General features: G+C 63.5%; 11 protein-coding genes. 6 read left to right on the top strand and 5 right to left on the bottom strand.

Annotated features, from left to right (window positions below; all coding sequences use genetic code 11):
* Positions 1-136: 136 nt before the first annotated feature.
* The gene (olsB, locus tag CWB41_RS03775) at positions 137-1,030 is read left to right on the top strand and encodes a l-ornithine N(alpha)-acyltransferase (RefSeq protein WP_115837219.1); all 894 of its coding nucleotides are present in this window, start codon (positions 137-139) and stop codon (positions 1,028-1,030) included.
* Here the strand turns inward: olsB and argJ are convergent, their stop codons facing one another.
* Positions 1,031-2,278, bottom strand: a complete 1,248-nt coding sequence (gene argJ, locus CWB41_RS03770; protein ID WP_115837220.1) for a bifunctional glutamate N-acetyltransferase/amino-acid acetyltransferase ArgJ — start codon at positions 2,276-2,278, stop codon at positions 1,031-1,033. It abuts the gene before it with no gap.
* A 73-nt stretch (positions 2,279-2,351) separates the two neighbouring features.
* Entirely contained in the window at positions 2,352-3,053 is a 702-nt protein-coding gene (locus CWB41_RS03765; protein ID WP_129396387.1) for a hypothetical protein, read from the bottom strand.
* Between the two features lie 81 nt (positions 3,054-3,134).
* Between CWB41_RS03765 and CWB41_RS03760 the strand changes: the two genes are divergently transcribed.
* The gene (locus CWB41_RS03760; RefSeq protein ID WP_115837222.1) at positions 3,135-3,605 is read left to right on the top strand and encodes a winged helix-turn-helix transcriptional regulator; all 471 of its coding nucleotides are present in this window, start codon (positions 3,135-3,137) and stop codon (positions 3,603-3,605) included.
* 1 nt (position 3,606) lies between these two features.
* Here CWB41_RS03760 and CWB41_RS03755 read toward each other — a convergent pair whose 3' ends face one another.
* Positions 3,607-4,464: a peptidylprolyl isomerase gene (locus CWB41_RS03755; protein WP_115837223.1), complete on the bottom strand. Its 858-nt coding sequence runs from the start codon at positions 4,462-4,464 to the stop codon at positions 3,607-3,609.
* Positions 4,465-4,814: 350 nt separating this feature from the next.
* Here CWB41_RS03755 and secA point away from each other — a divergent pair, with 350 nt between their 5' ends.
* The 4 genes from secA (at position 4,815) to CWB41_RS03730 (ending at position 11,455) form a co-directional block, all read left to right on the top strand.
* Positions 4,815-7,628, top strand: coding sequence for a preprotein translocase subunit SecA (gene secA, locus CWB41_RS03750; RefSeq protein ID WP_115837224.1), 2,814 nt, complete (start codon positions 4,815-4,817; stop codon positions 7,626-7,628).
* A 164-nt stretch (positions 7,629-7,792) separates the two neighbouring features.
* On the top strand, positions 7,793-8,065 hold the full coding sequence (locus CWB41_RS03745) for a hypothetical protein (RefSeq protein ID WP_115837225.1): 273 nt from the start codon (positions 7,793-7,795) through the stop codon (positions 8,063-8,065).
* Positions 8,066-8,229: 164 nt separating this feature from the next.
* A complete protein-coding gene (locus tag CWB41_RS03740; protein ID WP_115837402.1) occupies positions 8,230-9,060 on the top strand; it encodes a transglutaminase-like domain-containing protein in 831 nt (276 codons plus the stop codon).
* A gap of 157 nt (positions 9,061-9,217) precedes the next feature.
* On the top strand, positions 9,218-11,455 hold the full coding sequence (locus CWB41_RS03730; RefSeq protein ID WP_115837227.1) for a primosomal protein N': 2,238 nt from the start codon (positions 9,218-9,220) through the stop codon (positions 11,453-11,455).
* A 16-nt stretch (positions 11,456-11,471) separates the two neighbouring features.
* Here CWB41_RS03730 and CWB41_RS03725 read toward each other — a convergent pair whose 3' ends face one another.
* Both CWB41_RS03725 and CWB41_RS03720 read right to left on the bottom strand, forming a co-directional pair.
* Positions 11,472-11,729: a hypothetical protein gene (locus tag CWB41_RS03725; protein ID WP_115837403.1), complete on the bottom strand. Its 258-nt coding sequence runs from the start codon at positions 11,727-11,729 to the stop codon at positions 11,472-11,474.
* A gap of 13 nt (positions 11,730-11,742) precedes the next feature.
* The gene (locus CWB41_RS03720; protein WP_115837404.1) at positions 11,743-12,300 is read right to left on the bottom strand and encodes a thioredoxin family protein; all 558 of its coding nucleotides are present in this window, start codon (positions 12,298-12,300) and stop codon (positions 11,743-11,745) included.
* Positions 12,301-12,526: the final 226 nt, after the last annotated feature.

Raw genomic sequence — 12,526 nt, 5'->3', positions numbered from 1 at the left:
AAAAGGCCGCGTGAAACGAAGTGGGAAATGCGATAGAACATCTGGGCAGGTGAATGCGGGTGCGCCGCGTCATCAAAGTTTCGTTCGGGCTAACTAGCCTCATTCGATACTACCCAAGCGGACGATTCGACGAAACATGTGGCCAATTGAGCCGCCCTTCGGCACCGTAATTCCTTTTTCGGCCCGCGGCTTCCTGCCGGCCAAGAACCCGTCCGATTTGCCGCGCGTTCTCGGCCGGTTCGGCAATTTTGAGATCCGTATCGCCACCCGCAAGGAAGTGCGCAAGGCGCAACGGCTGCGCTTCAAGGTTTTCTACGAGGAAGGCGGCGCGGTCGCGCATGGCCCGGCGGCGCTGGTGCGGCGCGACATCTGCCGCTTCGACAAATTTTGCGATCATCTGCTGATCGTTGACCTCACGGCCCGCAACCGCTTCGGGCGGCAAAAGCCGAAGATCGTCGGCACCTACCGGCTGCTGCGCGGCGACGTAGCGGCACGCCACGGCGGCTTCTACAGCGAAAGCGAATTCAACATCGCACCGCTGCTGCAGGGTCATGCGGGCAAGAATTTTCTCGAACTCGGCCGCTCCTGCGTTCACGCCAAATATCGCTCGAAGCGCGTGATCGAGCTTTTGTGGCGTGGCCTCTGGATCTACATCCAGCACCACCATATCGATGTGATGTTCGGCTGTGCCAGCCTGCCAGGCACCAATCCGCTGGCTCTGGCGCTACCGCTGAGCTTTTTGCATCATCATGCCTCGGCCAATGCGGAATGGCAGGTGCGCCCGAGCGAGGGCCGCGCCGTGCCGATGAATGTGCTCGACAAGGGCGCAATCGATCAGCGCAGGGGCCTTGCGGCGTTGCCGCCGCTCATCAAAGCCTATCTGCGCGTCGGTGCGAAATTCGGCGATGGCGCCGTGATCGATCCGCAATTCGGCACGATCGACGTTTTTACTGTGATGCCGATCGCCGAGATCGAGCAGCGCTATATCGCCTATTACGGCAGCGATGGCGGCGAGAACGCAGCGGCGTAATTACGACCGGTAGTCGCCGTTGATGGCGACATATTCCTTCGTCAGGTCGCAGGTGTAGATTGTCGCCTTGCCGGTGCCGAGGCCGAGATCGACGCGGATCGCGATCTCGGGCAGACGCATGAGCGCGGAGACCGCTGCTTCGTCATAGCCGGGGTCGCGCAATCCCTTGTGGGCGACACGTATATCGCCGAACCAGATGGCGAGGCGGTCGCGCTCGGCCGGCTCGCCCGCCTTGCCAACGGCCATGACGATGCGGCCCCAATTGGCGTCCTCACCGGCGATCGCCGTCTTCACCAGCGGCGAATTGGCGATCGAATTGGCGATTGCCTTGGCCGATTTGTTGGACGTCGCGCCCTCGACCGTGACGCTGACGAATTTGCGCGCGCCCTCGCCGTCGCGCACGACCTGGAAAGCCAGGTCGCGCAACACCTCGTCCAAGGCGCGGCGGAAGTCCTTGAGCTGGCCACCGCGCACTGAGTCGATTTCGGGCACGCCGCGTCTGGCGGCGGCGCCGGTGGCAAACAGCAGCAACGTGTCGGAGGTCGAAGTGTCGCCATCGATGGTGATGGCGTTGAAGGAAGGTTCGACGCCCTTGTCGAGGAGCTTCTGCAAAACGTCGGCGCTAATCGGCGCGTCGGTGAAGACGAAAGAGAGCATGGTCGCCATGTCCGGCGCGATCATGCCGGCGCCCTTGGCCATGCCGGCGATCGTCACCTCGATGCCGTCGATCAGCGCTTTCGCTGTCGCGACCTTGGGATAGGTGTCGGTGGTCATGATCGCCTTGGCGGCGGCGAAGAGACCGTCCGGAGCCGCCTCAGTAACGAGCTTCTCAAAAAAGCCGTCGAATTTGCTCGCGTCGAGCGGCTCGCCAATCACGCCGGTCGAGGCGAGGAAGATGTCCGCAGGCCGCACGCCGGTCGCCTCGGCGGCCAGCGCCGCGGTGCGCTTCACTGCCTCGGCGCCGGTCTTGCCGGTGAAGGCATTGGCGTTGCCGGAATTGACGACGAGCACCCGCGCCTTGCCGCGGCCGAGCCGCGCGCGGCACCAATCTACCGGAGCCGAGGCGCATTTCGAGGTGGTGAAGACGCCCGCGACCTGCGTGCCCTTGTCGAAGAGCGCCAGCATCACGTCGGTGCGGCCCTTATAGCGGATGCCAGCCGCACCGGTCGCGAAACGCACGCCTTCGACGGGCGGGATGTCCGGATAGCTTTTGGGCGCGAGCGGCGAAATTTTGGCAGCGTCGGACATGCAGGGGCCAAGGCTTGAGAGGAGCGCCCGTGCATAGCTTATCGTCCGTGACAGGTCGATGAAATTTCCGGCGCTACGGCCGCGCGGGCCGCAACAGGCGCAGGCCCACAAGCACAAAGGCAATTGCGCCGCCGCCGATGCCGAGGCCGACAAAATTGTGGAGGTCGAATCCGAGCAGCGTACCCGCTCCGGCGAGGGCCGAGACGACGGCGAAGACGAGCGCTGGCCACGCGGTGCCACCGAGCCCCTGCACGCGGCCGCGGATATAGGGCGTGAGCAATACAATGCCGCCGAGCCCGAAGCCGAATGTGCCGAGGGCGAACAGCGTATTGGTGAAAATCTTGACGCCGAGGAAGGCTCCGGAGCTTTGCGCGGCGAGGGCAGAAAGCACAAAGCCGAGCGCCGTATCGACGCCGATGAAAACCAGCGTCGCGGTGGCGATCAGCATCCAGCCGAGGGCGCGGCTGTCGCCGTTATCCTCGAGGCTCGCCTGCGCGCCGAGACTCAGCGCCGCCGAAGCGAGGATCACATCGGAGGTGATGCCGATAAGCCCGGCGACATGTAGCGTTGCCGCGCCCCGGAGTGCGCCCGCCGCCGCCCGCGTCGGATCGAGCGGCACAAAGGGCAACACCGCCTCCGGCGGCGAAAGCAGATAAAAGAGACTGGTCGCCACGACGCCCGCAGCCCCGGCCGTCAGGGCAAGCACTGGCCAGAAGCAGGGCTCGATTGCTTGCGGTATTGCTTGCGATCGTTGCTGTGGCGCACTCCCCGTCATCTCGCGATCCTCCGCGCAACTTGAGCTGCCGCCCTTTTGGTTGCATAATGAAACTATCCAAAATGGTTTTGTTTTGCAACCATGCCGCCAAAATCCGATCTGTCCCTGTTAAATTGCTCGCTCGCCCGCGCCCTGAGTTCCGTGGGCGACGGCTGGACTTTGCTGATCATCCGCGATGCCTTCTTCGGCCTTTCGCGGTTCAGCGATTTTCAGAAAAGCTCGGGCGTCGCGCGGAACATTCTGGCGCGCCGGCTCGAGGCCCTGATCGCGGCGGGAATCCTGTGGCGCGACGGCAGCGATGCCCGCCCGCTTTACCGTCTCACCGAGAAGGGGCGGGCGCTATTGCCCGCCCTCGTCGCCTTGATGCAATGGGGCGACCGCTGGGAGAGCGATGACTGCCCGCCGGTGGTGCTGACCGATGCCGAAGGCAGCGCTCTCGCGCCGGTACGGGTCGAAACCTCCGCCGGCGAGGCCGTGACGGCGGAGACGATCCATTTCGCCGCGGGGCCGGGCGCCGATCCGCGGACGGCGGCCTTCTTCGGCCGGCGCTAAGTTATTTCTTGTCCGGTACGGGCGCGGGCGGGGTCGGCGCGGCATCCAGCCGGACGATTTTGGCATCCTTGCGCAATCCCTCGACGAATTCCGTCTGCGCCTTCTGGACCACGTAGGAGGTGACCTGACCCTTGATCTGGTCGAAAGGCGGGAATTGCGTCTGCCGCGTGCCGAGCACCTGGATCACATGCCAGCCGAACTCGCTCTTCACCGGCTTGGAGATCTCGCCGACCTTCAGCGTGAAGGCTGCATTGGAGAATTCCGGCACCACTTTCTCGCGGGTGAACCAGCCGAGGTCGCCGCCGTCGGAGCCGGTGTCCTTGGAGAGCTCTTTCGCGATCTTGGCGAAATCCTCGCCGGCTTTCAGCCGCTTTTCGACCGCTTCCGCTTCGGGCAGGGTCGCGACGAGAATGTGCCGGGCGTGGATTTCTTCCTCCGGCTTCTGCGCCTTGGCCGCCTGGTCGTAGGTTTTTTTCAGATTTTCCGGCGTGACCGCGTCCCGCGCGACCTTGGTCAGCACGGCTTCCATCAGGACTTTCGAGCGGTAATAGGCGAGCTGCCTGGCGAAGTCCGGCCCCTGATCGAGCTTGTCCTTAAGCCCTTGCTGCGCCACGAGCGTGCCGTCGATGAGATAATCGAGCAAATATTGGCGCTTGCCTTTGGCATCGAGCTGGCGCGGGACGCTGTCGCCCAGGTCCTCGCTGGCGATGCGCAGGTCGTCGTCGGTGATGTTGACGCCATTGACCGTTGCCAGGACTTCGGTCGCCGCGGCTGGCGTGACGACCGCCAGCGGCGTCGCAGCCAAAATAATCATGCCGGCGCCGAGGGCGCGCGCGTGCAATCTTTTCAGGGAAATCATGCGGAGGCTCCTCAATATGGGAAAATGTCGCCCGGCTGGCGGGGTCTTGGATGGGAATTCCGGCTTAATTGCGCCGCGGCCTTTCGCCAAGCCCGGAACGCAAAAAACAAGCAAAATGGCTTCGATTGACAAGCTGGACCCCCCCTCTTATCTCTCGGGGCATCCCGGCACGGGTTGCTGCAGTGCGCCCAAGCGGCGTTGCGCGTTTTGATTTCACCGCGTTGAGACAGACGCAGATTAGGTCCGATGTCGGAGTCGGCTCGGTTGCATGGGGCCTTCGCCCGCCGCGGCGGCGCTCCGCATCCGCTTTCAACGGCTTGACGAGACGGTGGACCGCGAAAGGGCTTTGAATGTTCAGCTCGGTAGCTAAGAAAATCTTCGGCTCGTCGAATGAGCGGCGGCTGAAGACCTATCGCCCGAAGGTCGTGGCGATCAACGCGCTCGAGCCGGAAATTCAGAAACTGACCGATGCCGAATTGCGCGCCCAGACGGATAAGTTCCGCGCCGAGCTGAAGGCGGGCAAGAAGCTCGACGATCTGCTGGTGCCGGCTTTCGCCACGGTGCGCGAGGCGGCGCGGCGTGTCCTCGGCCAGCGCCATTTCGATGTTCAGCTCATCGGCGGCATGGTGCTTCATGAGGGCGCAATCGCCGAGATGCGCACCGGCGAGGGCAAGACGCTGGTCGCCACCCTCGCGGCCTATCTCAATGCGCTGCCCGGCACCGGCGTCCATGTCATCACGGTCAATGATTATCTCGCCACCCGCGACGCCGAATGGATGGGCCGCGTCTATAATTTCCTTGGCCTGACGGTCGGCACCATCGTCCACGGCAAGGACGACAGCCAGCGAGGCGAGTCCTACGCCGCCGACATCACCTATGGCACCAACAACGAATTCGGTTTCGACTATCTGCGCGACAATATGAAGTATGAGCTGAACCAGATGGTTCAGCGCCAACATGCTTTCGCGATCGTCGATGAGGTCGATTCGATCCTCGTGGACGAGGCGCGCACGCCGCTCATCATCTCCGGCCCGTCGGACGACAAGTCCGAGCTCTACAATACCATCGACAAGCTGCTCCCCCACCTCAAGCCCGAGGACTACGACCTCGACGAGAAACAGCGCACGATCAGCCTCACCGAGGCGGGCAACGAGCATATGGAAGAATTGCTGCGCGAAAACGGCTCGCTCGGCGCAGAGGACGGCTCGCTTTACGACGCCGGCAATGTGACGATCGTCCATCACGTCAACCAGGCTCTGCGCGCGCACAAGCTCTTCCAGCGCGACAAGGATTACATCGTCCGCAACGACGAAGTGGTCATCATCGACGAGTTCACCGGCCGCATGATGCCCGGCCGGCGTTATTCGGAAGGTCTGCATCAGGCGCTCGAGGCCAAAGAGCACGTGCAGGTGCAGCCGGAAAACGCGACGCTCGCCTCGATCACCTTCCAGAATTATTTCCGGCTCTACAAGAAGCTCGCCGGCATGACCGGCACGGCCTCGACCGAGGCGGACGAATTCGCCGAAATCTACAAGCTCGATGTCGTCGAGATCCCGACCAACAAGACGGTGCGCCGCTTTGACGAGGACGATGAGGTCTATCGCACGGCCGAAGAGAAATTGACCGCCATCGTCGCCGAAATCGATGCCGCCAACCAGAAGATGCAGCCCCTGCTTGTCGGCACGACGTCGATCGAGAAGTCCGAACAGCTCGCCGAATTTCTGAAGAAGAAGGGCTATAAGCAGATCGACTTCACCGCGCCGGGCGCGCTCCAGCCGCTCTATGCAGCGGCCCGCGCCGGCAAGCCGGCGAAGCTGTTCGCCGTGCTGAACGCCCGCTTCCATGAGCAGGAGGCCTATATCGTCGCCGAAGCCGGCGTGCCGGGCTCGATCACGGTTGCGACCAATATGGCCGGCCGCGGCACCGACATTCAGCTTGGCGGCAATGTCGATATGCGTGTGGCGCAAGAATGTGCCGGCCTGCCGGAAGGCGCGGAACGTGAGGCCAAGGAGGCCGAGATCCGGGCCGAGGTCGCGAGTTTCAAGGAAAAGGCGCTCCAGGCCGGCGGCCTCTACATCGTCGGCACCGAACGGCATGAGAGCCGCCGCATCGACAATCAGTTGCGCGGCCGCGCCGGCCGTCAAGGCGACCCGGGCCGCTCCAAATTCTTCCTCGCGCTCACTGACGATCTGATGCGCATTTTCGGCTCGGACCGTATGGATTCCATGCTGGTGCGGCTCGGCCTCAAGGACGGCGAGGCAATCGTTCATCCCTGGATCAACAAGGCGCTCGAAAAAGCCCAGCAGAAGGTCGAGAACCGCAATTTCGACATCCGCAAGAACATCCTCAAGTACGACAACGTGATGAACGACCAGCGCAAGGTCGTCTTCGAGCAGCGCCGCGAGATGATGGGCCAGGATTCGCTCGAAGAGATGATCACCGACATGCGCCACGGCGTCGTCGATGACATCGTCGCCAAACATGCCCCGGCCGATGCCTATCCCGAGACCTGGGAAATCGACGAGATGGCCAAGGCGGTGGAGACCGGACTGAATATCACTCCGCCTCTCGCCGATTGGGCGAAGGAAGAAGGCATCACCGACGAAATCCTGCGCGAGCGTCTGGAGCAGGCCTCGGACGAGGCTTATACCGCCCGCGTCGAGAAGAATGGCGCCGGGCTGATGCGCTATGTCGAGAAGCAGATCCTGCTGCAATCGCTCGATCAGCTCTGGCGCGAACATCTCGTCACGCTCGATCATCTGCGGCAGGTGATTGGCTGGCGCGGCATGGCACAGCGCGATCCGCTCAACGAATACAAGTCCGAAGCCTTCGAGCTCTTCGGCGAATTGATCACCCAATTGCGCGAGACGACGACGGCGCAGATCAATCATGTCGAGCTCGCTTATGAGGCGCCGCCTCTGCAGGCGCAGAGTTTCGATGCGATGACACCATCGCCGGCCAGTTTCATCGAGGCCCTGCAGCCGCCCGCGGCGGCTCTGCCTCCGGCCGCCTCGCCCGTGGCCTTGCAGCAGCAGCCGGAGCGCGGTGTCGCGGCCGCCCGCGATCCGAACAATCCGGCGACGTGGGGCAAGGTCGGCCGTAACGAGCTTTGTCCTTGCGGTTCGGGCAAGAAGTACAAGCACTGTCACGGCCAGATCGGCTAGAGCAGGTGCGAGGTTTCGCATCTGCTGCATTTAAAAGCCTGCGTGTGACGCTGCGCACGCGATTTGGTTCTCCACCCGTGCGTGCGGGCACCTCCGACCAGCCGCGCGGCCTCTAGTCTCTCCTCATCGCCGCATATTTCCGGTGATCGAAAGGGAGACATGCTATGATCAATTTGCGCAAAATCGCTATTGCCGGTTCGGCTGTTGCTCTGGTTGTCGTATCGCTGGCTGGGTCCACGACCTCCGCTTCGGCACATGGTTGGGGATATGGCGGCTGGGGTTGGGGCGGCTTCGGCGTCGGTGCCGCAACCGGTCTCGCTATTGCCGCGACCGCCGCGCAACCAGCGTATTATGGCGATTGCTACCTCGCCCGTCAGCCTGTCTACGATGCCTACGGCAATTTCGTCGGGTATCGTCAGGTTCAGGTCTGCAATTAAGCTCGCAGTCTGGTGGATGTTGCGGAAGCCTCCGGTCGTCACCGGGGGCTTTCGGTTTTTGCGCGGCAAGCGGAACCTTAGCGAGGTTAGATGGTTAGACGCACCCGGCTCGGGACTTGCTTCGCTTCTTTCAGTCCGGGCTCTCGACGGAGGTAAGCCCAATGATCCGCATTAAGGTTGGATGTCACCTGAATTTCGAGTTTCCCCAGCCGACGCCGATGATCGTTCTGCTCAGCGTGCATTATTCGCGCGTCTCCGATCTCGAACAGCCGGACTATATCATCACCCGCCCCAGCGTGCCGCTTGAGGGCTATCGGGACAGTTTCGGAAATTGGTGCTGCCGCTTCGTCGCGCCCGCGGGGCATTTCGAGATTTTGACCGATGCGGTTGTGCGCGATTCCGGCGAATGGGATATGGCGACGCACGATGCCGTCCAGCATCCGGTCGAGCAGCTTCCCACGGATGCAATCCAATATCTTCTTGCCAGCCGCTATTGCGAGACGGATCGGCTGATGGACGAAGCCTGGCGGCTGTTTGGCAATATGCCGGCCGGCTGGGCGCGGGTGCAGGCGATCTGCGACTATGTCCACGACTTGATGACCTTCGGCTACGAATATTCGCGGCCGACCCGCACCGCTTATGAGGCCTATTTCGAACGCCGGGGCGTCTGCCGTGACTATGCGCATCTCGCCGTCACATTCTGCCGCTGCCTCAATATTCCGACGCGCTATTGCACCGGCTACATCACCGACATTGGTCTGCCGCCGCCCTACGAGGCGATGGATTTCGCCGCCTGGATGGAGGTTTATCTGGGCGGGCGCTGGCACGTTTTCGATCCGCGCAACAACGCGCCACGCATCGGCCGTATCCTCGTCGCGCACGGCCGCGACGCTGCCGACGTCCCGCTGACCCATAGTTTCGGGCCCAGCATCTTGTCGAAATTCACCGTCTGGGCCGAGGAGGTGGCGCCGCTGGTCGCAGCGGCGTCGGCGTAATATTTCGGTTTCCACCGGCCGGGGCGATGCTCTGGAGCATGTTCCGAAAAAGTTGTATGACTTTTTCGATTGGAACATGCTCCGACATTTTGAGCTGGCGCGATTTCTTATCGACGAGATGATTCCATCGGGTCGGAAAGCGCGCTAAGCCTCGCGCATGAGCGAGCGCACGAGTCGTAAGGGGCCGCGCGTGGCCGAAGTTCTCGTGCCCGTCGCGATCGATCAAGCCTATTCCTATCGCGTCCCGGACGAGCTCGATCTCGCCGTGGGCGACTTCGTCGAAGTTCCGCTCGGCACACGGCAGACCGTCGGCGCGGTTTGGGACATCGCGGCAGGCGCCAGGGGCAGCAATCTCAAGACGGTCACTGCCCGTTTCGATATTCCGCCGCTTAGCGAAAATCTGCGCAGCTTCGTCGATTGGGTGGCGCGCTGGACCTTGAGCCCGCGCGGCATGGTGCTGCGCATGTGCGCCCGCGCGCCCTTCGCGGCGGTGGAGGAACGGCCCCGCATTGGCTTGCGCCGGGCAGGGCCGGAGCCCAAGCGCATGACGCCCGCCCGTGTCCGTGTCCTCGCGGCGATGGAGGGCGACCTTGCCGTAACGAAAAGCGAATTGGCCGAACGCGCGGCGTGCTCGACCAGCGTCATCGATTCGCTCGTCGATGAGGGCACGCTGGAGGCCGTGGCGCTGCCGCCAGAGCCCGTCGCGGAATTCTGCGATCCGGATTTCGCCCCGCCGCAGCTCGAGGCCGATCAGGCCAGGGGCGCCGCCGCGCTCGTCGCCGAGGTCGAATCGCGCGGCTTTTCCGTCACTTTGCTCGAAGGCGTCACCGGCTCGGGCAAGACGGAGGTTTATTTCGAGGCCGTCGCGGAAGCTCTGCGCCAGGGACGGCAGGCGCTGATCCTGATGCCGGAAATCGCGCTGACGGCGCAATTCCTCGACAGATTCGCCAAGCGCTTCGGCGTACGGCCAGCGGAATGGCATTCGGGCGTCAGCCCGCGCAAGCGCGCCCGCATCTGGACCGGGCTCGCGCAAGGCGCGGTGAAGGTCGTCGCCGGTGCGCGCTCGGCTTTGTTCCTGCCGTTCAACGATCTCGCCGTCCTCGTCGTCGATGAGGAGCACGAGTCCGCCTACAAGCAGGACGATGGCGTCTCCTATCATGCGCGCGACATGGCGGTGGTGCGCGGCCAGATCGACAAGGCGGCGGTGATTCTCGCCTCGGCAACGCCGTCGATCGAATCGCGCGTCAATGCCGAGCAAGGCCGCTACAAGCATCTGCGGCTCGCCGCGCGCTTTGGCGGCGCGAAGCTGCCGACGATCGCCGCCGTCGATCTGCGCTGGCAATCGCCGCCGCGCGGCAACTGGATTTCGCCGCCGCTCGTCACGGCTGTCGGCGAGGCGCTGGCCGCCGGCGAACAGGCGCTGCTTTTTCTCAACCGGCGCGGCTATGCGCCGCTGACGCTCTGCCGCGCCTGCGGTCACCGTTTCCAATGCCCGAATTGCACCTCCTGGCTCGTCGAACATCGCTTCCGCCGCGCGCTCGTCTGCCATCAATGCGGTCATATCGAGCGCGTGCCGCAGCATTGTCCGGAATGCGACAATGTCGATACGCTGACGCCCTGCGGCCCCGGCGTCGAGCGGCTGGCGGAAGAAGTCGCGAAACTTTGGCCCGATGCCAGGGCGCTGATCCTGTCGTCGGATTTTCCCGGCGGCACCGAGCGGCTGCGGCAGGAACTCGATGCGGTCGCCAACGGCTCTTGTGACATCATTATCGGCACGCAGCTTGTCGCCAAGGGACATAATTTTCCGCTGCTGTCGCTCGTCGGCGTGATCGACGCCGATGTCGGCCTCTCGAACGGCGATCCGCGCGCGGCGGAGCGCACGTTCCAAATTCTCCAGCAGGTGACGGGCCGTGCCGGGCGACTGGGGCGGCTCGGGCGAGCTCTGGTGCAGACCTGGCAGCCGGAGCATCCGGTGATCCGCGCGCTCATCTCCGGAGATGTGGAGCGTTTCTACAGCGAGGAGACGGAGCAGCGCCGCCGTGCCGGCCTGCCGCCGTTCGGCCGGCTCGCGGCGCTCATCGTCTCGGGCAAGGATCGCGCCTCGGCCGAAAATCACGCCCGCGCTCTGGTGCGCGCCGCGCATGCCCTGCCGCCGAATCCGAAATGGCGGCTCGCGGCGCTCGGCGGCCTGCCGCATGAAGAGGAGATCAGCCTGCTCGGACCGGCCGAGGCGCCGATCGCCATCATCCGCGGCCGGCATCGTTTGCGGCTGCTGGTGCGGGCGCCGAAGAGCGCCGACCTTCAGGGCTTTCTGCGCGCCATGCTGGCGACCGCGCCACCCGAGCGCGGCGGGGTACGCGTCGCCGTCGATGTCGATCCGCAGAATTTCATGTGAGAAGAGCGGCGACCCTTTAGATATTCGGGTCCTCGGCCGCGTGCGCGCGGGCGATGGCTTCGATCAGGCGCGGTTCGAGCTTGTGCCGGTCGACGATCACCTTCTGCGCATGGACGGCCGTAACCGCCGCGGCCGGGATGACGAAATCCCCGGCATTTTCGACATAGACGATAATGTCCTGCCGGTTGCGCGAGACTTCGCGCACGGCGCCGAAGGCCTTTTGGTTATCGGCGAGAAAAACCTCGAATCCTTCGCCAACTTCGAGCGTAGTCATTTGCATCTCCAATTCAGGAATTTGTCTTCCATTTGATCGAACAGCCGATCGATGGAATCTGGTGGTCCGGCGCATGGCCGGTTCTGGCGATGAGCCGCATGGCATCGAGCAATTCGCGCCGCGCGCCCGCCGGCGGCGGACTGGTGCGGCCCTCGTCGAGCCGGCCGCGATATTTGAGTTTCAAATGCCGGTCGAAGCCGAAGAAATCCGGTGTGCAGACCGCGTCATAGGCATGCGCGACCTTCTGGCTCTCGTCGTGGAGATAAGGGAAGGGGAATTTATGCTTTTCGGCGAAGCGGCGCATTTTCTCGAAAGAATCCTCGGGATAGGCCTTGGCGTCGTTCGAGCAGATCGCGGCGAAACCAATCCCTTCCGCGAGCAGCAGCCGCGCATCGGCGACGAGGCGGTCTATCACCGCGATCACATAGGGACAATGATTGCAGATGAAGACGATGACGCTCGCCTTTTCGCCGGCAACATCGGCGAGCGAGTAGGTTTTGCCGTCGGTCGCGGGCAGGCGGAAATCCGCCGCCGGCGTATCGAGAACGATCGAGGTTACGGCTGCGGCCATGACACTGCTCCAAGTCTCGCGCAAAATATAGGCAAAAGCCCGCATGTGGCCAGCGTCCCGATGAGGGGAGAGACTGCCGCGGCTTTATGCACCCGTGGACGGGTTGCGCGCAAAAAAGCCATATGTTAGGGACCGCTCGCCTTGGGAGGGATGGCGAGTTTCGCGCCCAAACCTGGCTTTCTCTTGCCCGCTTGCGGTTGGTCGCGAATTGCTGCGCGAACTCTTG

Origin of the sequence: Methylovirgula ligni, assembly GCF_004135935.1 — a bacterium.
In the GTDB taxonomy this organism is placed as follows: Bacteria; Pseudomonadota; Alphaproteobacteria; order Rhizobiales; family Beijerinckiaceae; genus Methylovirgula; species Methylovirgula ligni.
This window is presented reverse-complemented; position numbering and strand designations above follow the sequence as displayed.

Excerpts from the sequence above, each read along its gene's own strand:
- olsB (WP_115837219.1), top strand. The coding sequence starts at position 137 with ATGTGGCCAATTGAGCCGCCCTTCGGCACCGTAATTCCTTTTTCGGCC.
- argJ (WP_115837220.1), bottom strand. The coding sequence starts at position 2,278 with ATGTCCGACGCTGCCAAAATTTCGCCGCTCGCGCCCAAAAGCTATCCG.
- CWB41_RS03765 (WP_129396387.1), bottom strand. The coding sequence starts at position 3,053 with ATGACGGGGAGTGCGCCACAGCAACGATCGCAAGCAATACCGCAAGCA.
- CWB41_RS03760 (WP_115837222.1), top strand. The coding sequence starts at position 3,135 with ATGCCGCCAAAATCCGATCTGTCCCTGTTAAATTGCTCGCTCGCCCGC.
- CWB41_RS03755 (WP_115837223.1), bottom strand. The coding sequence starts at position 4,464 with ATGATTTCCCTGAAAAGATTGCACGCGCGCGCCCTCGGCGCCGGCATG.
- secA (WP_115837224.1), top strand. The coding sequence starts at position 4,815 with ATGTTCAGCTCGGTAGCTAAGAAAATCTTCGGCTCGTCGAATGAGCGG.
- CWB41_RS03745 (WP_115837225.1), top strand. The coding sequence starts at position 7,793 with ATGATCAATTTGCGCAAAATCGCTATTGCCGGTTCGGCTGTTGCTCTG.
- CWB41_RS03730 (WP_115837227.1), top strand. The coding sequence starts at position 9,218 with ATGAGCGAGCGCACGAGTCGTAAGGGGCCGCGCGTGGCCGAAGTTCTC.
- CWB41_RS03725 (WP_115837403.1), bottom strand. The coding sequence starts at position 11,729 with ATGACTACGCTCGAAGTTGGCGAAGGATTCGAGGTTTTTCTCGCCGAT.
- CWB41_RS03720 (WP_115837404.1), bottom strand. The coding sequence starts at position 12,300 with ATGGCCGCAGCCGTAACCTCGATCGTTCTCGATACGCCGGCGGCGGAT.